Source organism: Bacillus sp. SYZHCR11 (assembly GCF_057196865.1).
In genome coordinates this window covers 536,531-563,189 of record NZ_JBXUND010000003.1, presented here as the reverse complement: position 1 = coordinate 563,189, position 26,659 = coordinate 536,531, and the positions used below count along the sequence as shown (strand labels likewise).

18 protein-coding genes are annotated in these 26,659 nt (G+C 47.1%); 7 read left to right on the top strand and 11 right to left on the bottom strand.

What is annotated here, in order from left to right:
• From AC2CGA_RS14700 to fabD, 6 genes are all read right to left on the bottom strand, one after another.
• On the bottom strand, positions 1-8,891 hold an 8,891-nt coding region (locus tag AC2CGA_RS14700; protein WP_484480220.1), incomplete at its 3' end, for an SDR family NAD(P)-dependent oxidoreductase.
• A gap of 39 nt (positions 8,892-8,930) precedes the next feature.
• The gene (locus AC2CGA_RS14695; RefSeq protein ID WP_003153268.1) at positions 8,931-9,668 is read right to left on the bottom strand and encodes an SDR family oxidoreductase; all 738 of its coding nucleotides are present in this window, start codon (positions 9,666-9,668) and stop codon (positions 8,931-8,933) included.
• Positions 9,669-9,682: 14 nt separating this feature from the next.
• Positions 9,683-11,047, bottom strand: a complete 1,365-nt coding sequence (locus AC2CGA_RS14690) for a long-chain fatty acid--CoA ligase (protein ID WP_003153266.1) — start codon at positions 11,045-11,047, stop codon at positions 9,683-9,685.
• Positions 11,044-11,316 carry an acyl carrier protein gene (locus AC2CGA_RS14685; protein ID WP_003153264.1) on the bottom strand — a complete coding sequence of 91 codons (273 nt, stop codon included), beginning with the start codon at positions 11,314-11,316 and terminating at the stop codon, positions 11,044-11,046. Before AC2CGA_RS14685 ends, AC2CGA_RS14690 begins: the two co-directional genes overlap by 4 nt.
• Positions 11,317-11,340: 24 nt before the next feature.
• Complete coding sequence (locus tag AC2CGA_RS14680; protein WP_003153260.1) at positions 11,341-12,321, bottom strand: LnmK family bifunctional acyltransferase/decarboxylase; 981 nt, start codon at positions 12,319-12,321, stop codon at positions 11,341-11,343.
• A gap of 39 nt (positions 12,322-12,360) precedes the next feature.
• A complete protein-coding gene (gene fabD, locus AC2CGA_RS14675; protein ID WP_139885308.1) occupies positions 12,361-14,619 on the bottom strand; it encodes an ACP S-malonyltransferase in 2,259 nt (752 codons plus the stop codon).
• 733 nt (positions 14,620-15,352) lie between these two features.
• Here fabD and loaP point away from each other — a divergent pair.
• Positions 15,353-15,883 carry an antiterminator LoaP gene (gene loaP, locus AC2CGA_RS14670; RefSeq protein ID WP_003153257.1) on the top strand — a complete coding sequence of 177 codons (531 nt, stop codon included), beginning with the start codon at positions 15,353-15,355 and terminating at the stop codon, positions 15,881-15,883.
• A 336-nt stretch (positions 15,884-16,219) separates the two neighbouring features.
• On the opposite strand, the gene AC2CGA_RS14665 is transcribed toward loaP, so the two are convergent.
• Positions 16,220-17,098, bottom strand: coding sequence for a LysR family transcriptional regulator (locus AC2CGA_RS14665; RefSeq protein WP_046341377.1), 879 nt, complete (start codon positions 17,096-17,098; stop codon positions 16,220-16,222).
• A gap of 138 nt (positions 17,099-17,236) precedes the next feature.
• Between AC2CGA_RS14665 and AC2CGA_RS14660 the strand changes: the two genes are divergently transcribed.
• The 3 genes from AC2CGA_RS14660 (at position 17,237) to AC2CGA_RS14650 (ending at position 19,604) form a co-directional block, all read left to right on the top strand.
• Entirely contained in the window at positions 17,237-17,560 is a 324-nt protein-coding gene (locus AC2CGA_RS14660) for a GlpM family protein (RefSeq protein WP_003153252.1), read from the top strand.
• Positions 17,561-17,699: 139 nt separating this feature from the next.
• The gene (gene namA / locus AC2CGA_RS14655) at positions 17,700-18,716 is read left to right on the top strand and encodes an NADPH dehydrogenase NamA (RefSeq protein ID WP_003153250.1); all 1,017 of its coding nucleotides are present in this window, start codon (positions 17,700-17,702) and stop codon (positions 18,714-18,716) included.
• Positions 18,717-18,830: 114 nt separating this feature from the next.
• Positions 18,831-19,604, top strand: coding sequence for an alpha/beta fold hydrolase (locus AC2CGA_RS14650; RefSeq protein WP_025852822.1), 774 nt, complete (start codon positions 18,831-18,833; stop codon positions 19,602-19,604).
• Between the two features lie 49 nt (positions 19,605-19,653).
• Here AC2CGA_RS14650 and rpmG read toward each other — a convergent pair whose 3' ends face one another.
• Together rpmG and rnz are read right to left on the bottom strand one after the other, a co-directional pair.
• Positions 19,654-19,803, bottom strand: coding sequence for a 50S ribosomal protein L33 (gene rpmG, locus AC2CGA_RS14645; RefSeq protein WP_003153246.1), 150 nt, complete (start codon positions 19,801-19,803; stop codon positions 19,654-19,656).
• A gap of 77 nt (positions 19,804-19,880) precedes the next feature.
• On the bottom strand, positions 19,881-20,807 hold the full coding sequence (rnz, locus tag AC2CGA_RS14640; RefSeq protein WP_024085577.1) for a ribonuclease Z: 927 nt from the start codon (positions 20,805-20,807) through the stop codon (positions 19,881-19,883).
• Positions 20,808-21,015: 208 nt separating this feature from the next.
• Between rnz and zwf the strand changes: the two genes are divergently transcribed.
• Positions 21,016-22,485, top strand: a complete 1,470-nt coding sequence (zwf, locus tag AC2CGA_RS14635) for a glucose-6-phosphate dehydrogenase (RefSeq protein WP_003153243.1) — start codon at positions 21,016-21,018, stop codon at positions 22,483-22,485.
• Between the two features lie 90 nt (positions 22,486-22,575).
• Here zwf and gndA read toward each other — a convergent pair whose 3' ends face one another.
• The gene (gene gndA / locus AC2CGA_RS14630; protein ID WP_003153241.1) at positions 22,576-23,985 is read right to left on the bottom strand and encodes an NADP-dependent phosphogluconate dehydrogenase; all 1,410 of its coding nucleotides are present in this window, start codon (positions 23,983-23,985) and stop codon (positions 22,576-22,578) included.
• A gap of 108 nt (positions 23,986-24,093) precedes the next feature.
• Positions 24,094-25,338 carry a DNA polymerase IV gene (locus AC2CGA_RS14625; RefSeq protein ID WP_003153240.1) on the bottom strand — a complete coding sequence of 415 codons (1,245 nt, stop codon included), beginning with the start codon at positions 25,336-25,338 and terminating at the stop codon, positions 24,094-24,096.
• A 75-nt stretch (positions 25,339-25,413) separates the two neighbouring features.
• On the opposite strand from AC2CGA_RS14625, the gene AC2CGA_RS14620 reads away from it, so the two are divergent.
• Together AC2CGA_RS14620 and AC2CGA_RS14615 are read left to right on the top strand one after the other, a co-directional pair.
• Positions 25,414-25,695: a hypothetical protein gene (locus AC2CGA_RS14620; RefSeq protein WP_003153239.1), complete on the top strand. Its 282-nt coding sequence runs from the start codon at positions 25,414-25,416 to the stop codon at positions 25,693-25,695.
• A gap of 32 nt (positions 25,696-25,727) precedes the next feature.
• The gene (locus AC2CGA_RS14615) at positions 25,728-26,564 is read left to right on the top strand and encodes a membrane protein insertase YidC (RefSeq protein ID WP_024085579.1); all 837 of its coding nucleotides are present in this window, start codon (positions 25,728-25,730) and stop codon (positions 26,562-26,564) included.
• Positions 26,565-26,659 lie beyond the last annotated feature (95 nt).

The following is a 26,659-nucleotide window of genomic DNA, read 5'->3' as shown; positions in this document are numbered from 1 at the left end:
TCGCCGTTTTCATCACACAGCTCAATATGATAGGCGCCGTCCGCTGAGGAAAGCACCGCCCACATCGTCTCCCGGCACGCAGAAAACACCTGCATATCCCGGAGGGCAAACGGCAGAAACGGCCGTCCGGACGCGGAACCGTCTGAGAGCACGAGACCGATAGAAGCCTGAAGGGCGGCGTCCAGCATGCTCGGATGCAGGATGAACGGCTCCTTTTCTTCGCGGGCGGACGGCGGAAGAGTGAGCTTCGCGAGCACTTCTCCGCTTCCGGCATAGACGGCGTCAAGCGCCTGATGAGACGGTCCGTAGGTGATGCCGAGGCTGTCGAATGCTTCATAACACTCAGCCTTTGACATGCGCCGGCCGCCGCAGCGCGCCTGAACCGCCTCCACATCGAGTACAGGAGCACGCTCCGTCTCTTCGAGCACGGCCTTTCCCTGGAAAAAGACAAGCGGCTCTTCTCCTTCGGCATACGCTTCAAAAGCGATGTCTCCGTTTTCTTCCGGCTGAAGCTTTACATGAAGCGTCACGCCTTCAGAAAGCGCCGTCACCGGACGGAGCCAAACGATCTGTTTGAGCCGGACACCCGCTTTCCCGCCCGGCAAGCCCTCAGCAGCAAGTGTAACGGCGGCCCGGGCCATTTCTAAAGCAGCCGCGCCCGGAAGCACCGGTTTTCCATTGACGATGTGATCAGCAAAAAACGGTTCACGCCCTGAAAAAACAGAAGTAAAGCGCTGGGCGGTAAAGGTCGATGTATTCGCGTGGAGCAGCGGGTGAAGTCTGGCTGCTTTCTCACTTTCCGCTGATCCTGTTTTGTCAAGTGACACATCAGCTTTTGTGACCCAATATCGGTCTTTGGCAAAAGGATAAGCCGGGAGACTGATGCGGCCCGGGTTGCGCTGATAAAGAGCTGACCAATCGACGTCAAGTCCTTTAACCCAAAGGTCAAGCAGCTTTCCGTATTTCCCTTTTTTCAGCCAGGCATTTATGGTAAGCGCCATATCTTCATCAGAAGTGAGCGAAGCCGCCAATGAATGATGTTTGGCTGTCCTGCCCCGCCAGATATGAGCATGTTCGATATGATCGTTTGAGAAACTCATAAGCTTCATTTTCAGTTCTTCTATCGACTCGGCCGTAAATGCAAGCCGCTCAGCCATCGGTTCTCTTCCCGCCTGAAGCGTGTAAGCGATTTTGGCCAAATCCCCGTCAGAACGTTTTTTTCTTATGACATCATCCAGAAGCTGGCGGGCGCGCTCTGTCAATTGCTGCTCATTTCGCGCTGATAAAATAATAACAGCCGGTTTTTGCGGAGAAACAGACGCGTTTTCCCTTGGTTTCAGGCTGTCAGACGGCACATATTCCTGAATGATGATATGCGCGTTTGCCCCTCCTGCTCCAAAAGAGGAAATACCGGCAATTCTCGGATATTCCTTCATTTCACCCGTGATATTCAAGACAGGTCGTTTCCATTCCGTTTCTTTTTGCTGTACGAAAAACGGAGTGTGCTCAAACTCAATATTCGGATTCAATTCCGCCGCATGCAATGAAGGGGCAATCCTCTTATGTTTCAATTGGAGAAGCAGTTTGGTGATTCCCGCAATCCCGGCAGCGCTTTCTAAATGTCCGATATTTGATTTAATTGAACCGATGGAACAAAACTGCCGGTCTTCTGTTGTCAGGCGAAAAGCTTTCGTTAACCCGTCGATTTCAATCGGATCACCGAGCGCAGTGCCCGTTCCGTGGGCTTCCAAGTAACTGACCGTTCTCGGGTGAATGTCTGTCCGTTTCAACGTCTCTGCGATCAGATCAAACTGCGCTTTCGGATTCGGCACCATATAAGCGTTTGTCCTGCCTGCTGCGTTCAGCATGCTTCCTTTGATAACGCCGTAAATATGATCGCCGTCTTTCTCCGCTTGAGCAAGCGGCTTTAACACAATCGCCCCTACTCCTTCACCGTCAACAAAACCGTCCGCCCTGTCTCCGAAAGATTTGCATTTATCACCGGGAGACAGCATTGAAAAAGCGGACAGCCGCTCATAGTGAGCCGGATCAACGATAAGATTGACTCCGCCGGCAATCGCTGTTTCACTCATTCCGCTCCGCAGGCTTTCTGCAGCGAGATGGACAGCTGTTAAAGAAGAAGAACAGGCTGTATCCACAGCCATACTCGGCCCTTGAAAATTGAACAAAAACGATACTCTGTTTGCGATAGACCAGTCGCTGGGAACTGTCGGGTAATTGCTGTTCATCACACCGACAAAGACTCCGATTTTCCGGCTGTCACAAAGCGTGGCCGGGGTGTACCCCGCATCTTCAATGCTTGAATAAGCAGTCTGCAGAAACAACCTTTCCTGCGGGTCCATCCTTTCAGCTTCCGCGGGAGATATACGGAAAAACAGCGGATCAAATTTATCAATGTCATCGAGGAAACCGCCCCATTTTGAATAAATGGACCCCCATTTTCCGCGTTCCTCGTTATAAAACGTTTTCCAGTCCCAGCGATCTTTCGGCACTTCTGTAATAGAATGCCTGCCGGCTTTTACATTTTCCCACAGCTCATCAACGTGATCGGCGCCCGGATACCGGCCTGACAGACCGATGACAGCGATATCCTGGATATAGGGATCTCCGTTTGTCCTGCTTTCTTCCTCGTTTTGAGGAATTACATTCAGGTTATCTGTGTGATCAGACAGCTGCTCCTCACGCACACCCATCGCTTTCATAAATGCTCCCCGCTGAGAAAGAAGAAGGTAATCCGCGATTTCTTCTATCGTCTGATATTCAAAAAAGAGGGTGCTGGTCATTTGGTCAAACACGTTACGAAAAGCATTTGTGAGCCTGACGACCAGAATAGAATCCAAACCGTATGCGGTTAATGAAACCGACGGATCCATTCTCCCGCTCGGAATCTTCAGCGTTTTTCCTATTAATTCCGTCAGATATGTGATGCCCCGTTCCCTTACGTTTGGAATCGGCGCGGCGCTTTCTGCGGGAGCCTGCATCCGTCCGGCGTTTTCGGAATGAGCCCGTCCATTCCCGAATTGCCGCTCGAGCGCTTCTTTACGGGAAGACAGAAAGTAATCAGCAAGCTCATCAATGGTTTGATATTCAAAAAACAAAGTGCTGCTGACAGAACCGAAGACGTCTTTTAACGCGTTGGTCAGTCTGACGACCAGTATGGAATCCAATCCGTATGCGGTTAAAGGTTCATGGGATAAAAGACGATGCGCCGGCACTTTAAGCGCTTCACCGATTACCTTCTTCATCAGTTCAACGCTTTTTTCTCTCAAGCTGAAATGCAATGTATCATCCGAAAGACCATCTGCGTCATACGGACGGCGCTCCGGTTTTTCTTCTGATGCCTGCGGGAGGGCAAGCCTGACCGTTCCGTCACTTTCAGCCGCTATAATCTGCTGGCCTAAGTCGTGTGCGGCTTCAGCCGGAAACAGAGGATGGACGAACCCTTCAAGTGAAAGCGCTTCCGACCAGCCGGCCGGCTCAACTCCCGGACAGCCCGGAATCCGTAAATCATGATCCTCATACAGCCACCAGCCTTCAAGAAGGCCGAACGTCACATGGTTGAATACGGTGCGGCTGTTGATCTCATTTATAAACAGCTGGCCGTTTTTTTGCAGCATTGCTTTCGCATGGCGCAGCGCAGAGCGGATATTTTTTGTCGCATGAAGCACATTGGTCGCGATCACTGCGTCATACGTGCCGATGTCCGGCGCTTCTGTTGATACCGGCTGCTCAGCGTTGAATATTTTATAAGTGACATAAGGATATTCCGGACCGAATATGTCTTCTGCATGTAAAAGAAATGCTTTAGAAATATCCGTGAAACAATATTCGGCAATATGCGCTTCATACGGTTTCAATTTTCTCATGACCGCGGCGCTCGTCCCGCCCGTTCCGGCTCCGATTTCTAAAATGCGGATTTTCGCCTGCGGGTCTTTTTCCAGACGCTCCCGCAAAACTGCAATCAATGTGTCAGCAAGCTTGTCATTGAAAAAATCAGAAATGATATTATTGCGGTAAATGCCTTCCACAAGACGGAAGGAGGAGTCAGGGAACATCACTTCCGTTGCCGGAAGCTTACCGGTTAAAATGTCTGGAAGCACACGCAATGTCTCTTCTGCCAATCTGACATGCGCCCTCATGTCTTTCCGGCGCAGCCAAGTCTCTTTTTTCCGCTCCCATTCCTCCCACACCTCCCCTAGATCCGTTTTTTCCGGAGCAAGCGCTAATTCAGTCAGGAAGACAAAGCTCTCTTTCAGCCATCTGCTGTATTGTTCCGTTATGCCGGCAGCCGATTGAAATAACGGCAAAGTCTCATCAAGCCTTGCGCCCATCTCATAAAGGGTTGATACAAGTATTTTTTCAATGAGGGATTCCATCTCTCTCATGCAGCTCATGACATTTGATGCTTTTACCCGCTCAGCTTCGTCATTCTGCGTGATGTTAACCGCTAATTGTCCGAGTGCGGAAGGAATCTTTTCCGGATAAACCGTTACTTGTTCTTTCAGATCATCTTTCATAAAAACCGGATCTGTCGTTTTGATCAGCGCCAGCTGGTCATAAGGTCCCGAAAGCAGGGTTTCCAGCGTTTTCATCGCTTCGGGCGCCTCGATAGAAGCGATTCCGTCCCGCTCCATCCGTTTCCGGTATTGTTCTGAAGCGACAACGCCGACACTTCCCCAAAAGCCCCAATTGACAACCTTTACGGCATACGGCGCTTTTTGTGAGATCCGCTTAGCAAAAGCGTCTTTAAACGTGCACCCGGCGGCATAATTGCTCTGTCCCGGCGCTTTTTGAAACGACATCATCGAAGAGAAAAACAGCAAGAAATCCAGCGGTTCCCCTTCAGCTACCCGGGCAATCTGCAAGCTGACATCAGTTTTTGCAGAAAGTGAAGCGCGGAACTGGTCCTCTTCCATATTGGCAAAACTCCGGTCTGATAACACGATGGCGGAATGAATGATTCCGCGCACCTTTCCATGTTCCTTCACAATGGTGTCATACGCCCGCTTGAGAGAATCATAATCCGCAGCATCCGCGCTGAAATATTGCGGTGCGGGACCTAAAGCCGCAAGTCTTTTCAGCTTTCTTTCAATCTGTGTATCTTTTTTCCGTCTCCCGATCCAGACAATTTTCGCCTGATAGGTCTGAATCATATATTCAGTCCATACTTCTCCTATTCCGCCTGCTCCGCCGACAATCACATAAACCCCGCCGTGCCGGTATAATGAAGGCTCACCTGCATGAGGCTGGCAGACGGCCAATTGCTGGCGGTGCCACTGACCTGCACGAAAGACCCACGGATTTCCCTCGGGGTCCGCCGGTAAAGAGAAGATATCGGGAAGATGCCGGTCTCCCCTTTGAGATTCCAAATCAAGAAGCCGGATGCTCCAATTGCTGTATTCTTTTGCGAGCGATCCCGCTAATCCGTGTATGCTTGCATGACTCGGATTGACCTCATCATGTTCATGAATCGGCTGTGCTTGAAACGTGCAGATTGTCAATGATAGTTGTTCCGTGTCAAAATTCAGAAGCAGAAGCGATTTTACCAGCCGGAAAAGCTGCATGACCCCGTGCTCCTGTCCGTCGGCCGTATCCGCATCATAAACGGATGGAATCGGATGATCCGGCGCCGCCCATATCATGTGTTGAAAAGAGCCTTGCGCTTTCAGTGTTTCAGCCATTTGTTCCGCGCTGTCCAAAGAAGTGATGTCCGGAAAACGGACATCGGAATACATCTCTTTCAAAGCCTGCTGAAAATCCGGCCCGCCCCCGATGACGATTATTTTTTCTTCACGCATGAAAGACATGCCGGTTTCCGGAATGGTGACGGTGTTCCAAACCGGTGTCATAAGCAATTCCGTTTCACGGCTTTTCTTCGGCATGACGCCGGCTTTTTGGTTAAACCCGGCGCTTTCCTGCACCTCTTTTATGATAAAATCTTTCACTGCCGCCAGCAGCACGCCGCGCTCATCACAAATATGCAGATCAAATTGGTGAACGGAGGCCGCTTTTACCTCCGCATGCACAAATACGGTTTTCGCTAACGGTTTAAGCAGCTGTATTTCTCCGAAGGAAAACGGTACGATAAGCGCAGGCTCTTTTTGAAATTGCAGCACATGCGCCATTGCAGTTTGAACAGCGCCATCCAGTAAGGACGGATGCAGGATGTACTGTTTAAAATCCGCTTCCAAGTGTGACGGGAGCGTTAATTTGGCCAGTGCTTTCCTTTCTGTATAAGAGAATTCGCGGATGACCTGAAAACTGTCTTTTTGCACGATTCCCGCCTCAGAGAACGAGTGATAGATGTCTTTCGGCTCCGTTCTCTGCGCAAATGGCGCCGGAAGCTGAAAGACCGGGGCCTCAAACGACGCTCCATTTTCTTTACAAATCACTTCTCCTTGCGAAAAGAGAGTGCCGTCCGCTCCTTTTTCCTTAATGACATAGCTTATACGCTCTTTTTCCGCTTCAAACTCTATCATGACGGATCTTGCGTCTGTCCCTGTCACAATCGGCTCCATATACCACACATTTTGAAGAGAGACGGCCGGGCGTTCTCCCCACAATGCCGCGCCGTATGCCGCCATTTCAAGATGACAGACTCCGGGGAGCACATATTTTTCGTTCACTAAATGATCTTTAAAGAAATATTCATCCTTGGAAAATATCTTTTGAAACGTCCCTTTCCGGGCGGATGAAACATTCTCATCAAGCAGCGGATGCAGCGCTTCACGCCTTTTGATAGATTGGGGCTTTTTCGTATACCGCTTTTTTTGGTCGGTCAGCCAGGACGTTTCCTTTAAAAACGGATACGTAGGAAGCGGAACTTTCTGATACGGCGTCTCCGGCTTTTTGAAACCTTGAAGGCCTTTGACCCACAGCGCGGCAAATTTTTCAGGATCTGAAACGGGTTGGCCTGAAACGTCCGGCCGCCCGGTTGACGCTTTTCCGAAGTAAATATGCCTGCCGCCGCTGTGACCGCTCACAAAGCCGTCCAATCGCTGTTTCAGCTCGGGAAGGGATGACGCAATGACAGCAAGCCGGAAGGAGAAAGGCTCTCTGCCTGACAATAGGGTGGCAGCGATATTTTCCAGGCTGTATCCGCCGGCAGAAGGCGAGTTTTCCAATCGGGCAAGAAAGGAGCTCAATTTTCCGGCATATTCTTTCAGCTGCTGTTCGGAATGTGCGCTTAGTACGACGGCATGCGGTTTTTGCTCAGTATTCCCGTCCGCTTGCCGTTTTGGCTGATAAGCACCTACGATCAGATGGGCATTAGAGCCTCCTGCGCCGAATGAACTGATTGCGGCGATTCTCGGTTTATCTCCTTCAGCCGGCCACGGCCGATTGTTTCGGACGACATAAAATGGCGAATCAGAAAAAGAAATCTTGCGGTTCAGTTCCTCGGCGTGCAGACTGGCGGGAAGCGTTTCATGTTTCATGCTTAAAAGCACCTTGATTAAACCGGCGATCCCTGCAGCCGCTTCCAAATGTCCGATATTGGATTTCACCGAGCCGATTCCGCAGTCATTTTTCTCATCGGTCTGTTTCTCAAATGCCATAGACAGACCGCGTATCTCAATCGGATCGCCGAGTGCCGTGCCGGTACCGTGAGCTTCAATGTAGCTGATATCCGCCGGACTTACCGCGGCTCTGTTTATAGCGGATAAAATCAGGTCCCGGTGCGCTTCCGGATTCGGCACCGTATACCCGGTCGTTTTGCCGCCGTGATTAGTGGCGGACCCCTTAATGACACCGTAGATGTGGTCGTTGTCCGCAATCGCTTTTTTCAATGGTTTTAACAAAACGGCTCCCGCGCCTTCACCGGGCACGTAACCGTCTCCGCCTTCACCGAAGCTGCGGCATTTTCCTTCAGAAGACAGAAAATGCGATTGGCTTAAAAACATGTATTTTTGCGGATGTAAGCTGAGGTTGACGCCTCCGGCAAGCGCCATTTCACAGTCGCCCGACATAATGGCCTGACAAGCCTGATGGACGGCGACAAGCGATGAAGAACACGCCGTATCAACAGCGATGCTCGGCCCATGGAGATCAAGAAAATAAGAAACCCGGTTCGGAATGCCCCAATATAAGGAGCCGGGGCCTTTATACTGATCTTTGAGGAAACCTTCTTCGTGTGCAATTAATGAATATTCATTCCAGGTCACTCCGGCGAATACACCGATTTGATCCGTCGGCCTCGCCGCCGGGTTCCCGTAACCGGCATCCTCCATCGCTTCCCAGCAGCACGTAACATACAATTTTTGCTGAGGGTCCATTAAATCAGCTTCCCACGGGGAAACAGAAAAAAACAGCGGGTCAAATCGATCCGGACGATCAATAAAACCTCCCCATTTACTGTATGACGCGTATTCTGCCGTTTTCTCTTCCGAGTAATAAGAGCTGTCCCATCTGTCCTCAGGGATTTCGGAGACACAATCTTTATTTTCCATTAAATTGTCCCAAAAATCATGCTGGTTTTCCGCTTTCGGAAACATCCCGCTCATTCCGATAACCGCAATATCAGAACTCCTGTCCGTTCCCGGTTCAGGCACCTTTTCAGCCGCCTGTACAGGAAGCACTTCTTCTTCCTGCCGGCTTCCCGTATCAGGCTCCGTTTCTTTGAATTCAAGAACGCTTTCGGGATTTCGTTTCTGCGCACTTAAATACTCACTCAATTTCTCAATGTTCGGATATTCAAACAGCAGCGTTTCAGAAAGGCCGGTAAATTCTTTATGCAATATGGTCATGATTTCTTCACTGATGAGAGACGTCACGCCAAGAGTAAAAAAAGCGGTTTTATCTTCTGCTTCGGTCACCTCGGCACCCAGCTTTTCCGCTATTACCGTTCTTAAAAATTCGTTAATACATTTCATGAGGATACCATCCCTTGTACAAAAGAATTTTTCTGTGCTTTAACAAGTTAATCCGCCGTCTATTGCCATTGTCTGTCCGGTCATAAAGGACGATTCAGGAGAAAGCAGAAAACGAACGAGTCCGGTCATATCGTCTGTTTCGCCTAAACGCCCCATCGGCGTCCTTCTGATAATCTGCGATTTTTGTTTTTCCGGCATATTTTTCGTCATATCGGTGTCCACAAAACCGGGCGCAAGTGAATTGACACGGATTCCTTTGGACCCGAGCTCCCTGGCCAGGCTTCGCGTCAAGCCGTCAAGAGCCGCTTTGGATGCGCTGTAGACTGAAGTGCCTTTAAATCCTCTTGAACCGATAATGGAGCTTATGTTAACGATTGATCCGGAATTTTGTTTCAGCATGACCCGGGAAACGTTTCGGGTCAGCTTGATGACTGAACCGATATTCAGATTGAGGATGCGGTCAATGTCTTCATCATTGGTCAGGGGCAGCAGCTGATCAAGGTTCAAACCGGCGTTATTGACCAAGCCGTCTATTCTGGAAAACTTGCGGTATACTTGAAGAACAAACTGTTTCATGGCGGCATCATCCGCCGCATCCGCCGCTTCCCAATAAAAGCGGTCACGGTACTTTTCACTCTCTCTCAATGTGTTAATAAAATCAGATTCACTGCGGCTGAAAGCGGCTACTTTGTAATTCTCATCCAAAAGCGCCTGTACAATCGCTTTTCCGAGCCCCCGGCTACCTCCGCTGACGACCGCTACTTTTCCGTTATTCATATTTGCCTCCTGTTTTACACGTTTCTTATTTTTTTAAATCGGTCATTAGACAGTTTCCGATCTGTAACAGAGATGATCTGCGGTATCTGATATGGCTGCAGCTTCTGTCTGCAATGAGCTACGGCCCGCTTTCTGAAAGATTTGATATCTTCCTCTTTTTCAAGTACGGCCTCTGCCGCGACAATCTCGCCCGTAATCGGATTTTTTCGGCCCGTTATGAGAACATCCCGGACATTCGGTATCTCCAGAAAGACGCTTTCCACCTCTGCCGGAAACACTTTCTCTCCGCCCACATTAATGATTTCACTCTTTCTTCCGAGAATTCTTATATATTCGCCGTCTGTTTCCACCTGGTCACCGGTGTCGTACCAGCCGTCTTCATCGAAAGGTGAGGGTGCGTTTAAATAGCCGAGCATCGCCGACTCAGAACGGACCCAAAGCGTGCCTCCGGTAATTTTGGTCTCTGTTCCGGCACCGCCTACTTTCATCCAAGTGGATTGGCTGTCTTTTGATTTCGTTGAGAATATACCCAGTTCAGTTAATCCGTATGTTTGTTTCAGCCGTACATCCGGAAACAGCCGGTGAATGCCGCGCAGCGTTGATTGGGGCATCGGTTCTGTGCCGTAAGTGATCAGCTGGAGTGAAGACAGGTTATAGCCGGCATCCGCCTTGGACATCAGCAGCATGTTTAAAAAAGTAGGGGTGGCGGGGAGCACTTGGACAGCATATTTGTCGACCGCCTGATAAACGGACTCCGGCGTTCTGCTGTCTGATGTGACGATCGTTCCCCCGTTAAACAGAATCGCAAACAGCGTATTAATGCCGCCTATATGATCCAATTTCAGAAAAATGAGCGTACGCAGCGGTTTTCTCTTCGCCGTTTTGTATTTTTCAAGCAGCCGGCCGGCGCTTAACACGGATGCTTTGCTTTTGCCGGAGGTTCCCGATGTGAAAATAATAATGCCTGACTCCCCTTTCTCGCGCAGGTCATCAAGCAGAGGGTGAGAGGCGCTTTCAGAACCTTCACGAAGCGTCCAGCTGTCATTTTCATTTATTTCAATGATTTGATTCACTTTCGCGTCTTCAAACATATCGAGATGCTTTTCCCTTGATTCATTGCTGAGAGGGACAACGATATTTCGGTTTAACAAAAGCGCCATCAGCAAAAAAATGGCGTTCGGGGAATAATCCCCGATAAGCGCCACACATTCTCCTTCACGTATTCCGTTTTGTTCAAGTTCTTTCTGAAAAAAGCTGATTCGTGTCAGCAAATCATCATACGTAAAAGTCTGCCCTTTAAAAATGAGAAACTCACTGTCCTGCGTTTCCCTAAGCTTATCAGTCACCCAGCTGATATCTCCCCTGCTTTCTGTTTTCATGATTGAGCACTGTCCATGTATTTTTGATAAATATCACAAATGCTGCCGACGGTTGTAATGCTGGAAATCGTTTCTCCTTGGGAAAAAGGATCCACTCCGGTTTCCATCTCCATCTGTGCGACTAATTGAGCGATATCCAGTGATGAGAAGCCCAGATCCTCTATGACTCTCACATCATCTCCCGCTTCGACGGCCCGATATGACTGCTGTTCTTGAATATCCTGAATAATTTGAGCGATGATCTGCTTCATTTCCTTGGTTTGTTCCATTTGCTTTCAGCTCCATTCTTCATTTTATAAACTTCTGATGACCCGTTTATAATCCGGAATATGATCTTGTGAAGAGGTCGGCACCGCCAGCAGCTTATCCACCTTGGAAATGGCCAGCAATGTATGATTCCTTTTCATATAGACTTCAATCTGATAGCTGATTTTCGCCACTGAGATCATACCGAGGGACTCACCGTGAAAGTCGGGATCGCATTCTTCAATGTGTCCCGTCATATAAATATCAAGCTCTTCATCTGCAAAACAATTTCCGTAATAATACGTCTCTCTTTCAAGCAAAAATAAATGCCGCGCGATTGAAACCGGAAAACCCGGCTTCGACCGGCGCGTCATCCATTCAAATTCCGCCGCATCCATTATCTTGCTGAATTTCGCAAACACCATGGCATGCCCCGGCGCAGCATCCTGATCAACAGGAACCCGATATGAAACGGGGTCCGCTGTTTTGAGGTTTCCCGGCTTCATACCGAAAGCGTCCGTTCTGACTTTCTTTGACCGCATCAGCGCGTAAGGCGGCTTGGCTAGCTTAGAAAGTTCCGCAATACATTCAGCCTTCGGCGCTGAGACTTTGCGCGTCGAACCTTCTGTTTGTGTGACGTCAACGACAATTAAACTATTGGCTTTCATAGAAGGAAACCGTCCCCGGTCCCACTCGCTTTTATCAGAGCTGACCGCTCCTTTCGGCCCGAACAAATAATCAGATTCTAATATGGTTTCTCCAAACCGGGAGATATCGACTCCGACGGAAACCTCGTCCCATAATCGGTACTGATCAAGAGGCTTATCTGAAGGAACTTTGAGATGTGTCATAAAATAAGCCGGATACAAAATCAGCCCTTGGTGATCGGCCATCTGATCAGGCCGGAATCCCGTTCCGTCCGTTAAATGGTGACTGTGTGCATTGCCGAATAACAGCAGCAGCGCGTACTCATTCAAATTCCCTAATCCGACATGGCTCATCGTTAATTCATGATTTTCAATCAGCATGGTAGTCCTCCGCAGAAAAAATGTAATGTCTGGTCATACTCAGCCTGTAATCGATACCAGCCTTTGCGCAAGAAGGCCGGCTGTTTCTTCCATGAGCTGTTTGCCGATCAAGTCGACATGCCTGTTTCTCCAATTTTCAAGAGGGGTTCCTTTCACCCATTGATTAAACGCGCCGAGCGCAGGGCCGCAATGAATTTGGTAATCTATTTTACTTTCGCTTTTTCCTTCCAGAGCGAGCCTCGTCGTATGGGAAAAATACCATTTAAATACCATCGCCATTTTGTGTTTCGGATTCTGTTCGGCTTTGGCGATCTGTTCAGGAGATTTATCACGTTTCAACTGCTCATACACTTCCTCAAAACTGCGCTGGAAATACTTATCTTCAATTAATGTTTTCGTTTTTTCATCTATTTCATCTAAAGAATTGTATTGTCTGTACAAGTCAAAGAGTTTATTGGCTCTTGCCGGGAAAAACAGGCCTTTTTTCAGCACCTGCACCCTTGCTCCCGCTTCAAACATATCTCCCGCGGGAGCGTATGACGTATCCTGCACGTTCGCTTCCTGAAGCAGATCTTTCACTGAATCACTTGTCCCGGCTTCGACCGTGCATTGATTAATAGAACCGGTTCCGATAAATTCGGCGCCGAGCAGAAACGCGGCAGCAGCCGCTTCCGGAGTGCCGATGCCGCCCGCTGCGCCGATTCTTACTTTTTTCACATAACCGTGCTTCTCCATCATGCGGTCTCTGAGTCTGATCATGGCAGGCATTAATGTATACGGAATCCCTTGGTCGGTATGCCCTCCTGAATCCGCTTCAACGCAAATGTCATCAGCCATCGGAATTTCTTTTGCAAGCGCCGCTTCCCCGGCTGTCAGCCGATTGTCAGACACAAGTCTTTCCAGCACATGAGCCGGAGCCGGATTCAGAAAGGCCTCAGCGACTTCAGGCCGGGATACTTTCGCGATGATTCTGTTTTGGACTGACACCGATCCGTCATGATTCCTGCTTAATCCCTTTGCCCTGTATATCACGAGAGCCGGGGTTATGCCCATAAATGCCGATGCTTCAATAAGATGTATGCCGTTTTTCAAATATAAATCTATCATTCTGACTTCCTTGTCAGGTGACATCATATGATGAAGAAGATTCATTCCGAATGTTTCCCCTTGCCGCAGTGCAGACCGGATGGTTCCGATGGCCTGTCCGATCCGTTCGATACTCAATCCGCCCGTTCCGAAAAAGCCCAGCATTCCCGCTTTTGCCGCTTTAATGACCATCTGTTCCGAAGCAATTCCCCTGTACATGGAGCCCGTCATGTAAGCATATTGGATGTTATAATCTTTTTTAAAATCTTCGTTCCCTAATCTCATTCCCGCCGTTTTTTGGGAATCAGCTGCCGATGCTTTAACATCAGCAGTATCAGACTCTTCTTTCGGCATTGGTAATGGGACGGCATCTTTTTTAATCTGCCGCGTCAGTTTTGTCAGCACTTCCCCGGGCCCGACTTCTGCAATTTCATTATTTTCAAGTCCCATCAGACGGCGTATCGTGTCCGTCCACTTTACCTGATTGGTCATTTGCAAAATCAGATTTGTTTTGATTTCATCATTCTTATAAGGTGCGGCATGAAGATTTGAGATCACCGGAAAACGAAGAGGCAAAAACGCCGTTTCTTCTAAATAATCCGCGAACTCTTTTTCAGCATCTTTCATATAGCGGGAATGGAAGGCGCCGCTCACATTTAAAGGAAGATACATTCTCACGCCGGCTTTTTCAAAGGCGGGGCCCGCTTTTTCAATGTCTTGTTTCGTTCCGGCGATCACAATTTGCGAAGGTGAATTGTGGTTAGCGATATCAATGCCGGTCAGATGATAATCGGATAGAACCTCTTTTACTTGTTCAGCCGTAAACCCCAAAACCGCCGCCATGCCTCCGGGAGCTGCCTTGCTCATGAGCTCCCCTCTTTTTTTCACAAGCTGCAAACCGGTCTTAAAATCAAAGCAGCCGGCCGCAAATAACGCATTATATTCTCCTAAACTGTGCCCTGCGGCGTAATCGGGCTCTCTGCCGGACTCTTTAATCTTCTTTAAATAACTGAGTGCACTTACCGTATATAACGCCGGCTGGGTAAATTGCGTTTTCCCCAGCTGATGATTCGGATCCTCCAGGCACAATTCTTCTATAGAGTAGCCTAATATGTCATCAGCCTGACGTGTCAGATCTTGAAATTCATCAAACAGCCCAGCTCCCATTCCTTTAAATTGAGAACCCTGCCCCGGGAACACAAACGTAAGCATCTTATCCTCATCCTTTCCCCATCGCCAATTTTGTACATCACATGTGGTTCTCCATACAAAAACGTCTCTTATTTCATATATTGACTGGTGTAAACACCGCCATAAAAATAAAAACACAAACGCGTTTGCGATTCAGCACAGGTTTAAAAATCGCAAACGCATTGTGTTTTCCTTTTCTAACATAATTTATATTAAAACATCTTGCTTGTTTACTGAATGTTTCGCATGACAAGCTGCAGTGCCAATATGCCCGAAAACAGCCATGACGGCACACTTCTCCCTTATCATGTATATGTAGATATATACACTGCAATCATTTTTATAATCCCTATTTCCTCTTCAACGTGCCGAAACAGCGATTGAAATTTAATAGGTGCTTTACTTTAATTTAATAAATTTAACAAATAGTTGCTATTTAAAGAGAATAATATCAATTTATAGATAATAATGTCAAGGCTTTATTTCGTTATTTTCTGACATTTATTCCACAGTTTTATATTCGGTGGACAGTCGGCATAATTGTTTCGGGATAAATGTCAGATAATTCCCTGAACCCTTTTCATGTCAAAGAAAATTCATCGCCTCTCTGTCAATTGGGTCTATACTTATTTTTCATTTTCATATATTATGTAAAAAAAAGACGAATTAGAAAAATTTTTAATCACTTTAAATACTATCCATTAAATACTTTCTTTGTATAATAATTTCTTATTATTCTAAGGAGGATCCAGTCATGAAATGGTACGCACTTTTTGTAGAGTCGGGAAAAGAAGAAGCAGTTCAAAAATTTCTGCGTCTGCAGTTTGATGAGCAGGCTCTCTACTCAATCATACCCAAGAAAAAAGTCACAGAACGAAAAGCCGGAATTAAATACGAGGCACTCAAAAAGATGTTTCCGGGATATGTTCTGTTTAAAACAAAGATGACAGAGCGGACATTTCATAAAATCAAAGAACTCCCCATTTCATGCAGAATCGTGAATAACGGAGCATATTATTCCAAAGAGCGCAAAACCTATTTCACGACAATTAAGGATGAAGAAATCCTCCCTATTATCAGGCTGATCGGAGAAGGAGACACTGTAGATTATTCAAAAGTCTATATTGAAAATTCAAAAGTAACCGTTGCCTCAGGGCCTCTTAAAGGAATGGAAGGCATTATTAAAAAAATCGATAAAAGAAAAAGACGCGCCAAAATCTGCCTGTCTTTTATGGGGCTGGACAAAATGGTCAACGTCGGAATTGAAGTGCTCTCCAAACCCTAGCATTTCAAAAAAAGCATCAACAGCATGTGCCGTTGATGCCCTTTTTATATAAACAGACGAAAGCCCGACATCAAAATAACCCCGCTCACCACCGTCACGGTCAAATTTTTGTTTTCAAGGCATAGTTGACCTGAAGCCGGGCTGCGCCTATGAGACAAAATCACATTTAGAGGAATCATTTTAATCAAGAGCGGTGAATTGACGGTTGAGCTTCATGACGAAAAGCATGTGCTGACTTCGGGCGATGCCGCACAGTTATTTTCATTCCTCGGAACCAATGACATATTTATTGCTGGTCTATTATCCTGAACCGGCTTAAACGCATATCAGGCTTCTTCAGGCAGAAGCCTGATGGACCGCAACCCATTCTTGTATGCATTGAATCAGTTTCTGGACAGAAGGTGTCTGCGTCTCCTTTGCATGAGCTGTCAAAATGCCGAGCTGCCTGGAGACATACCGGTCGAACCGTTTGATGAGCACATCACCATCATTCACCAAAAGCTGCGGCAAGATGCTAATCCCCAGATTATTCCGCACCATTGCAATAATCGCTTCATCCCCTCTGATTTGATAAGCGACCCGCGGAGTGATCTTTTCTTCCTTTAACACTTTCAGCACATCAAAATGTGTCTCCGGATAAGGCACGATACATTTGACGGACTCCATGACATGTAACGGAACCGTTTCATATTGCGCCAATTCATGCTGCGGGCTCATCACCGCTACAATCGGGTCCTCGGCCAACGGGTAAAAATGCCACTTCTCGCTGTGGGATGTCCCAATCGCCGCATCAATCCGGTCATCTTTCAGCCATTGTTCCAGCTCAGTAGAATTTCCATCAAATAAATGCACCTTAATAGAAGGATACAGCTCATTAAATTCCCTCAAAATTTTCGGCAGCCATTTTACCGCCACGCTCGTAACAGTGCCGAGCCGGACTTCCCCTCTTTCTAACCCATTAATATTATCAACGGTTTGAGACAGTTTTTCATAGTTTTTTTGAATTTCCTTCATAATATGTAACACTTTCAAGCCATTTGCGGTGGGCCTCACTCCATGCCGCTGTCTGATCAAAAGCGGAAAACCGTACTCTTCCTCTAATTTACTGATCATTTGGCTGATGTTCGGCTGTGTGTAATTCAATATGGCAGCGGCTTGGGTCAGGCTGCCGCTTTCTACCGTTTTAATAAAGGCTAAATGCTTCTTTAAATCCAACCGGCTTCATCTCCCAGATATCATTCTTTATTATCCAATGCATTAGTTATATTTAGTTTACTTATACATCAATCAAAAATAAAATGGCAATGTCTCCATCATTATACTTGATAACAAACAGAAGGTGAGCGTTTCAGCATGAGTTTTCTCATTCAATTTTTTATCGGCGGCACCGTTATGGTGGCCGCCGCGTATTTAAGCAAGTCGAAATACTTATTTTTATCAGGCGTTATCACATTGCTGCCGATCATGACGTTACTGAATATTCACTTGCAGCTGAAAAATATGAGCCCCGACGATTTCAGAGCCGCTCAAAAAAACGGAATATTCGGTGCCTTCGGCGCAGTGATCTTCATCAGCAGTATTTTCATCCTGACAAACTGGATCAAAGGAGGCCACGCAGTCATCGGTGCGTTTCTCATCTATATTTGCTATATGATCGGCTGTAAATGCCTGTTATGAAGATACGGCCACGCTGCGTATAAAAAAATGCCCGTCCAGAACAATAAGAACGATCTGTTCAGTTGTGAGCAGTTTATATGACTGAATGATCATGAGTTGTTATAATCAATGTCTAAAAACATTCCGGGAGGCGAAATAAATGGCGAGAAAATTATTCACACCATGGACCGTTAAAGATGTAACGATCAAAAACCGTATTGTTATGGCACCGATGTGTATGTATTCCTCACATGAGAAGGACGGAAAACTGCAGCCTTTTCATATGGCGCACTACATATCGCGTGCAATCGGACAGGTCGGCCTGATTATCGTGGAAGCGACAGCCGTTAATCCTCAGGGGCGCATTTCCGATCAGGATTTGGGCATCTGGAGCGATGATCATATCGAAGGTTTTGCCAAACTGACGGAACAAGTGAAAGCGCAAGGATCTAAAATCGGCATTCAGCTTGCGCACGCCGGACGTAAAGCTGAGCTTGAGGGAGACATTTACGCTCCGTCAGCCATTCCGTTCGATGAGCAGTCCAAAACACCGGCTGAAATGACGACAGAACAAATTAAAGAAACCATTCAGGAATTCAAACAGGCAGCGGCGCGCGCGAAAGAAGCCGGCTTTGACATCATTGAACTTCATGCCGCACACGGCTACTTAATGCACGAATTTTTGTCCCCTCTGTCCAATCACCGTACAGACGAATACGGAGGCTCACATGAAAATCGCTACCGCTTCTTAGGCGAGACCATTGAAGCCGTCAAGGAAGTCTGGGACGGCCCGTTATTTGTCCGTATTTCTGCATCGGATTATACAGACAAAGGGCTGGACATTGCGGATCATATCGGTTTTGCGAAGTGGATGAAAGAACAGGGAGTCGACCTCATTGATTGCAGCTCAGGCGCACTCGTTCAAGCTGATATTAACGTCTTCCCCGGCTACCAAGTGAGCTTCGCGGAGAAAATCCGTGAACAGGCCGAAATCGCAACAGGCGCCGTCGGTTTGATAACGACGGGAACAATGGCCGAAGAAATTCTGCAAAACAACCGCGCTGACCTTATTTTTGTCGCGAGAGAACTTCTCCGCGATCCGCACTTTGCAAGGAGTGCAGCGAAGCAGCTGAATACTGAAATACCGTCACCGGTCCAATACGACAGAGCATGGTGATGAAGTGACAGCCGGAGTTTTTCGATCCCGGCTGTCTCTTTTTTTATTTTTCGAGAAACGATTGCCGAAGCTTCTCCGTCTTCCCTATAGAACCAATTAGAGGAGATGACTCCAATGAAAGCAGCATGGATGGAAAGGACATATCTGATTGACGGGTGTCCGTTTTATACGAAACACCGTAAAGGCGCCGGCGAAGTGACGATCGTCTTTGAAGCCGGCTACGGCACTTCTTCTGAAACATGGACATCATTACTCGCTGACATAGATGAAGAATTTGGGGTTTTCACATATGACAGAGCCGGAATCGGCAAAAGCGGACGAAGCCGAAACAAGAGAACGGCGGACCATATGGTACAGGAATTAAGCGCTCTTCTTCTGAAGGCCGGCGTCAAGCCTCCTTACCTTGTCGTCTCGCATTCATACGGCACGATTATCAGCAGACTTTGGGCGAGCCGGAACCGCCGGGATATTCTCGGGATGGTGCTGCTTGATCCGGTTTCTGAGGATCAGGAGACGAAAGTGCTTCCGCTTCTTCCTGAAGAAATGAAGGCCGCCTATTTGAAACAGTTCAAATTGGAAGGATCACACGCAGAATTTTTAACGAGCCTTAGGCAGATCCAGCATCAGCAGATTCATTTCGGCGATATGCCGCTGTTGATTTTATCATCGGGAGAGCGGGATGAGCGCTTAAAGCACGCTCATGAACAATGGGTGAAACTGCACAGAAGCATGCTTGATGTCTCTTATCAAAGCGGATGGATTCAGGCCAAAAACAGTTCTCATGCCATTCACCACGATGAACCGCACATCGTCCACCTTGCCATTTATGATGTTTGGTGCGCGGTGCGCCAGCAAATGAATGCTCCTGCCTATCAGGCGGTAAACTGATAAAACAAAAGCCATTGTGCAACGGCACAATGGCTTTTGTTATCGTGATCTATTTGGTCTCACGATGCAAAGTATACTTTTTCAACCGGGGTGAATACTTTTTCATTTCTAACCGGTCCGGATTCGTCCGTTTGTTCTTCGTCGTGATATAATTTCTGTCCCCTGTCTCTGTACAGGCCAATGTAACATTCACACGCATCATTTTCACCCTTTTTTTAATCGTAATTATTACGTTTTATTATATATCATCAGAAAAAAATGTCAAGCGTCTATTTTTTAAGACCGCTCCACAGTGACCTCCATGAAGTCAAATGCGATCTTACTGTTTTCAAATACCGCTTTCGCCTCATGTTCGAGACGCTCTATCGGCGATTCTCCCTGATACCTTGCGCTGATATGAGTTAAGATCAGCTGTTTGGCGCCTGCTTTTTTTGCCGTTTGCGCAGCCTGTTCTGTCGTCGCGTGATAATAATTATGTGCGAGCTTTGCATCTTCCTTGGCAAACGTCGCTTCATGAACAAGCACATCCGCATTGCGCGCAAGCTCCGTTACCCGCTCTGATGCCCTCGTATCCCCGGAAAAAGCGACGATTCTCCCTTTTTTCGGGGATTCCAGAAACTCCCGCCCATTAATGATTCTGCCATCGTCAAGTGTGACCGTTTCGCCTTTTTTGAGTTTCTGATAGACAGGTCCGGGCGGGATATTCATTTCTTTCAATCTGCCGGCCTGCAATGCGCCGGGAATATCCTTTTCCTGAACCCGGTAGCCGAACGCTTCCACACCGTGAATGACGGATGCTGCGGTAACAATGAAGTGCTCATCTTCAAAAACCGTCCCCTCTTCGATTTCATGTACGGTAAGAGGATACGTCAGATGAGTCGCCGTCACGTTCAGGCTTGTTTCGATAAAGGCTTTAATGCCTTTTGGCCCGTAAATCGTCAGCTCTTCTTCACCGCCCTGAAATGAACGGCTCCCCAACAGACCCGGAAGACCGTAAACATGGTCGCCATGAAGGTGGGTGATGAAAATCTTTTCTATTTTCCTCGGTTTGATTGTTGTATGTAATATCTGATGCTGAGTGGCTTCTCCGCAATCAAACAGCCATACGGAACGCCTTTCTTCAAGAAGCTTCAGCGCGACGGACGTTACGTTTCTCGTCTTTGCCGGCATGCCGGCCCCCGTCCCTAAAAATAATAATTCCACAATGCTTCCTCCTAGATCTTTGTACTACTAAGGATACAGGATCAGACTGAAAATGTGAATTCACCCGGGCCTTCTCCGGCCTGATTAATTTTTTTCCGCAAACCGCAAAAAACAGGCTGAAATGTTTGCTTTCAATGAATTTTAGATTTAAAATGAAGGAAATATGCGGGGTTTTAAACCATGCTTCAGATAAAGTGAGGTACTCTAAGTGAAAACAAACGACAAACCAAAAGCAGTAATTGTAATATTTGGTGCCACAGGGGATTTGGCAAAACGAAAACTTTACCCATCCATTCACCGTTTATATAAAAATGGTCAAATTGGTGAAGAGTTTGCAGTTGTAGGTGTTGGAAGAAGACCTTGGTCAAACGAGGACCTCCGGGAAACGGTTAAAACGTCTGTTTCTTCTGCCGGGCAAAAAGACATAGACGATTTCACATCTCATTTTTATTACCATCCGTTTGATGTAACGAATCCGGGTTCCTATCAGGAGCTGAATGTCCTGCTTGATCAGCTTGAACATACATATGAAATCCCGAACAACAGAATGTTTTACTTGGCGATGGCTCCTGAGTTTTTCGGCACGATCGCAAAATCACTTAAAAACGAAGGTGTCACAGCGACAAATGGCTGGTCCCGTCTCGTCATTGAAAAACCGTTCGGCCATGACCTGCCGAGTGCGAAAGAGCTTAACAAAGAAATACGCGAAGCTTTCACGGAAGATCAAATTTACCGGATCGACCATTATTTAGGCAAACAAATGGTTCAAAATATCGAAGTCATCCGGTTTGCGAATGCGCTGTTTGAGCCGCTGTGGAATAACCGCTACATCTCAAACATCCAGATTACGTCAAGCGAGGATCTCGGCGTTGAAGACCGCGCGAGATATTATGAAAAATCAGGCGCACTCCGTGATATGGTCCAAAACCATATTTTGCAAATGGTCGCTCTCTTGGCGATGGAACCGCCGATTAAACTGAACACGGAAGAAATCCGCAGCGAAAAAGTGAAGGTGCTGAGAGCTCTCCGCCCTGTCGCTCCAAACGAAGTGAGTGACTACTTCGTCCGCGGACAATACCAAGCGGGAACGATTGACGGAAACTCTGTACCGAGCTATACAGATGAGCATAATGTAGCACCGGATTCCAATACGGAAACATTCGTGTCCGGAAAGCTGTTAATCGATAACTTCCGCTGGGCCGGCGTTCCGTTTTATATCCGAACAGGGAAACGGATGAAAGAAAAATCAACGAAAATCGTCGTTCAATTTAAAGACATTCCGATGAACCTTTATTACGGCAATGAAACGAATGTAAATCCGAACCTGCTTGTCATCCATATTCAGCCGGATGAAGGCATCACACTATATCTGAACGCTAAAAAATTAGGCGGAGCCGCTCATGCTCAGCCGATTAAGCTGGACTACTGCAGCAACTGCAGTGATGAAATGAACACACCGGAAGCCTATGAAAAATTAATCCATGACTGTCTGCTCGGTGATGCGACAAACTTTGCCCATTGGGACGAAGTGGCGCTTTCCTGGAATTTCGTCGATGCGATTTCCGAAACGTGGGCAGCCGACAAAACCCTTTCTCCGAATTATGAAGCAGGGTCAATGGGACCGAAAGCTTCGGACGATCTTCTTGAAAAAGACGGTCTCCACTGGTGGAATATATAAGAAAAAATTTAAAAACCGCGGCGCCGTTCATGACGGCCCGCGGTTTTTAATATCAGAAAAGCCCCCGCAATCAATGCGGGGGCTTCTTCATTACTTCATCCATTCAGTATGGAAAATGCCTTCTTTATCTGTGCGTTCATACGTATGCGCGCCGAAGTAATCACGCTGCGCTTGAATCAAGTTTGCAGGAAGCACTGCCGTACGGTAGCTGTCGTAATACGCAAGTGCGCTTGAGAACGAAGGTACCGGCACGCCTTGGGCTACGGCAAGTGAAATCACTTGGCGAAGAGCGCCTTGGTAGCTTTCTGCAATGTTTTTGAAGTAGCTGTCTAACAGCAGGTTGTCAAGCTCCGGTTCACGGTCATATGCGTCTTTGATCTTTTGCAGGAACGCCGCGCGGATGATACAGCCGCCGCGGAAGATCATCGCGATTTCACCGTATTTCAGATCCCAGTTATATTCTTCAGACGCGGCTTTCATTTGAGCGAAGCCTTGTGCGTAAGAACAGATTTTACTCATGAAGAGCGCTTTTCTGACCGCTTCAATCAGCTCTTCTTTATTTTCAGTGACCGGCTTAACGTCTGGTCCGGACAGAAGGCCGCTTGCTTTCACACGCTCTTCTTTCATTGCGGAAATGAAACGCGCAAAAACAGATTCAGTGATAATCGGAAGCGGCACGCCTAAGTCAAGAGCGCTTTGGCTTGTCCATTTACCCGTTCCTTTTTGGCCTGCTTTATCAAGGATGACGTCAACTAGCGGTTTGCCCGTTTCTTCATCTTTTTTAGTGAAAATATCAGCCGTGATTTCGATCAGATAGCTGTCAAGCTCTCCTTTGTTCCACTCAGCGAATACTTCGTGAAGCTCTTCGGCAGACAATCCGAGCACCTGTTTCAAAATGAAATATGACTCAGAGATCAGCTGCATATCACCGTATTCGATACCGTTGTGCACCATTTTCACATAGTGCCCCGCTCCGTCCGGGCCGATGTATGTCGTACAAGCTTCCCCGTCCACTTTAGCAGAAATGGCTTCTAAAATCGGTTTTACGAGTTCGTGCGCTTCCTTTTGGCCGCCCGGCATAATAGAAGGCCCTTTCAGCGCTCCCTCTTCACCGCCTGATACACCCGTTCCGATAAAGTGAATGCCGCTTTCGGCAAGCTCTTTGTTCCGGCGCTGTGTATCTTTATAGTATGTATTTCCGCCGTCAATCAAAATATCGTCTTTTTCCAGATGAGGAAGAAGAGATTGAATCGTCGCATCCGTTGCAGTTCCCGCTTTAACCATTAATAAAATTTTACGGGGTGTTTCAAGAGACTGGACAAACTCCTCAATGCTGTATGTACCGACAACATTTTTACCTTTTGCCTCTTCTAAAAACTCTTCCGTTTTGCTGCTTGATCTGTTGTATACAGACACAGAAAATCCCCGGCTTTCGATGTTAAGAGCCAGATTTTTACCCATTACCGCAAGACCGATAACTCCGATTTGTTGTTTTGACATATTCTAACGTCCCTTCTTCAAACGTTTAACCATTTTAAAATTTAAATTAAAATAAAATGATATTTATACTAAAGAAATTATCATACATAACCCCTTTTTTCAAGTTATTCACCTTTTCTTTTCATCCTGAAAAAAGTCTCTGTTAAAGCTCGTGCCCCTTGTTTTGCTTTCTTCTTTTTTTATAACGGCGCCTTTTCTGATCAGGTTTTGGCCGTACTTTTCATTCAGCTCGTTCATCATCTGAAAAATCGGCTCATCCTTTGCGTCCTCCTTGAATGAAAACAGATCAAGCTGTTTATACGCCTGCTGTTTTTCAACCAGTTCCGTCCCGGTGATGCCGAGAAGCCTTACCGGGTTTTGGTTCCAGTGCTTGTCAAACAGTTCCATCGCCGCTTCCATGATGTCTTTTTTCTGATCAGCCGGATTGCTGAGGGTCATGCTTCTTGTGACCGTTTTCCAATCCGCATACCGAATCATGATGAACAGCCGGCAGGCCATGACCTCCTTACGCTGGAGCCGTTCGCTCACAGACAGCGCAAGCCGGTCAAACACGCCCGTTAATTCATCCCAGTCAGCCGAATCATGCGACAGGGTGGATGAGTTGCCGACGCTTTTAAATTCATAAATCCGCTCGGGATTGACTTCTGCAGGATGGATGCCGTTCGCTTTATCCTTCAGCCTCGGGCCGTTTATGCCGAGAAGCGTTTTCAGCGCATGTTCATCTCCTTTTGCCAAATCACCGATCGTTTTGATGCCGAGCGTTTTTATTTTTTCCGCAGTTTTCGTTCCTATACCGTGCATCTCTTCTATCGGAAGAGGCCATAAGACGTCCGGCAGCTCTCTTTTTCTTAAAATGGTGATGCCGAGCGGTTTTTTCATGTCAGACGCCATTTTAGCGAGAAATTTATTCGGGGCGATGCCGATGCTTGACGGGAGCAAAAGCTCTTTTTGCAGTCTCGCCTGAATGTCTGCGGCTGTCTCATACGCCCTGTGTCTGTGCGGTGTGTCCGTAATATCCATGTATCCTTCATCAATAGAAACAGGCTCGACTAAATCCGTATACTCCCTCAGAATGCTGAACATTTCTTTTGACGAACTCCGATAGCGGTCAAAATTCGGAGGCACGACGATGAGTTCCGGACAGAGGCGTTTTGCCCGCCACACCGGCATGGTGGTCTTTACGCCCCGCGCTCTCGCTTCGTAGCTGCAGGTGACGATGATTCCTTTCCGTTCCTTCACGTTTCCGGCAACGGCGATAGGTTTTCCTCTTAAAGACGGATCATACGCCATTTCTACGGAGGCATAAAAACTGTTCATATCGATATGAAATATAATTCTCCCTTTTCCGGCCACTCCCGGCGCCTCCTTTCCTTTCATAGACAACCTTATATATATGTAGTAAAATAAGAGCTGAATGGATGTGATAAAATGATTCTTGAGTCAATGAATGACTTTTTATTTTTAGTCGATTTTTTCACAATTATTCTTCCCGCTCTGACCGCGATCGGCATCGCTTTTCTTTTGCGTGAGCGCCGCGCAGGCGAGCATTGGAGAACGAAACGAATAGATGAACATCAAGCAGTCGTTCAGCTGAACCGAACAGACTTTCTTATTATTATATATCATCGCATTACAACTTGGATACGTAAAGTCATCCGCATGAATTCACCGGCGAATGATGATGAAGATGTCAGCTTCCTCCTTTTATAACGGCAAGTGAAGATATAAAGGAGGAAACATAATTGTCTAAAACATATCAAAAGTGGATCGTATTGGGATTATTTTTTATCGTACTGTGCACAGGCCGCTCGGCTTTTGCGGCGACATCTCAGACTCAGACGGGAGGCCTCGGGAATATCGGTTTTTTCCACGATTACCTGATCGAGCCGTTTTCGGCACTTTTAAAAGGGGTGGCGGGCCTGTTCCACGGTGAGTACGGACTGTCGATTATTCTGGTGACGATTATCGTCCGGATCGTTGTATTGCCTTTGTTTGTGAACCAATTTAAGAAACAGCGGGTGTTCCAGGAAAAAATGGCTGTGATCAAACCGCAGGTCGACAGCATTCAGGCTAAAATGAAACAAACGAAAGATGCGGAAAAACAAAAAGAACTGCAAATGGAAATGATGAAGCTTTACCGTGAGCACAATCTGAATCCGATGGCAATGGGATGTCTTCCGATGCTGGTGCAATTCCCGATTTTGATCGGTTTTTATTACGCCATCCGCTCAACGCCGGAAATTGCTTCACACTCATTTCTGTGGTTCAGCTTAGGGCATTCTGATATTCTTGTATCACTGTGCGCGGGGGCCATGTATTTCTTACAGGCTTATATTTCCCAAAAATTAAACGAGAAATATTCACCGGCTGCTCAAAATCCGGCCGCGATGCAGTCAGCAAAAATCATGGTCTTTATTTTCCCTGTCATGATGACCGTTTTTTCGCTTAACGTACCGGCTGCGCTGCCGCTTTACTGGTTTACAAGCGGACTGTTTTTGACAGTGCAGAACGTACTTTTACAGCAGACGCATCATAAAAAGAAACAGGCTGCGGCTCAGGCGGAGCCCGCCAAATCATAATACTGAAACCCTGCCGGAACCTATCCGGCAGGGTTTTTTCTTGTATCTGCAAAGCTTTAAGCCTAATATCATGAAGAATGAAAAAAGCACCCAAT

What these genes read in the sequence shown, in the direction of transcription:
- AC2CGA_RS14695 (WP_003153268.1), bottom strand. Translation starts at nt 9,668, where the DNA reads ATGAATAACGGAAAAGTAGCGGTCGTCAGCGGAGGTAGCCGGGGGCTC.
- AC2CGA_RS14690 (WP_003153266.1), bottom strand. Translation starts at nt 11,047, where the DNA reads ATGAAAACAGAAAGCAGGGGAGATATCAGCTGGGTGACTGATAAGCTT.
- AC2CGA_RS14685 (WP_003153264.1), bottom strand. Translation starts at nt 11,316, where the DNA reads ATGGAACAAACCAAGGAAATGAAGCAGATCATCGCTCAAATTATTCAG.
- AC2CGA_RS14680 (WP_003153260.1), bottom strand. Translation starts at nt 12,321, where the DNA reads ATGCTGATTGAAAATCATGAATTAACGATGAGCCATGTCGGATTAGGG.
- fabD (WP_139885308.1), bottom strand. Translation starts at nt 14,619, where the DNA reads ATGCTTACGTTTGTGTTCCCGGGGCAGGGTTCTCAATTTAAAGGAATG.
- loaP (WP_003153257.1), top strand. Translation starts at nt 15,353, where the DNA reads ATGAAATGGTACGCACTTTTTGTAGAGTCGGGAAAAGAAGAAGCAGTT.
- AC2CGA_RS14660 (WP_003153252.1), top strand. Translation starts at nt 17,237, where the DNA reads ATGAGTTTTCTCATTCAATTTTTTATCGGCGGCACCGTTATGGTGGCC.
- namA (WP_003153250.1), top strand. Translation starts at nt 17,700, where the DNA reads ATGGCGAGAAAATTATTCACACCATGGACCGTTAAAGATGTAACGATC.
- AC2CGA_RS14650 (WP_025852822.1), top strand. Translation starts at nt 18,831, where the DNA reads ATGAAAGCAGCATGGATGGAAAGGACATATCTGATTGACGGGTGTCCG.
- rpmG (WP_003153246.1), bottom strand. Translation starts at nt 19,803, where the DNA reads ATGCGTGTGAATGTTACATTGGCCTGTACAGAGACAGGGGACAGAAAT.
- gndA (WP_003153241.1), bottom strand. Translation starts at nt 23,985, where the DNA reads ATGTCAAAACAACAAATCGGAGTTATCGGTCTTGCGGTAATGGGTAAA.
- AC2CGA_RS14620 (WP_003153239.1), top strand. Translation starts at nt 25,414, where the DNA reads ATGATTCTTGAGTCAATGAATGACTTTTTATTTTTAGTCGATTTTTTC.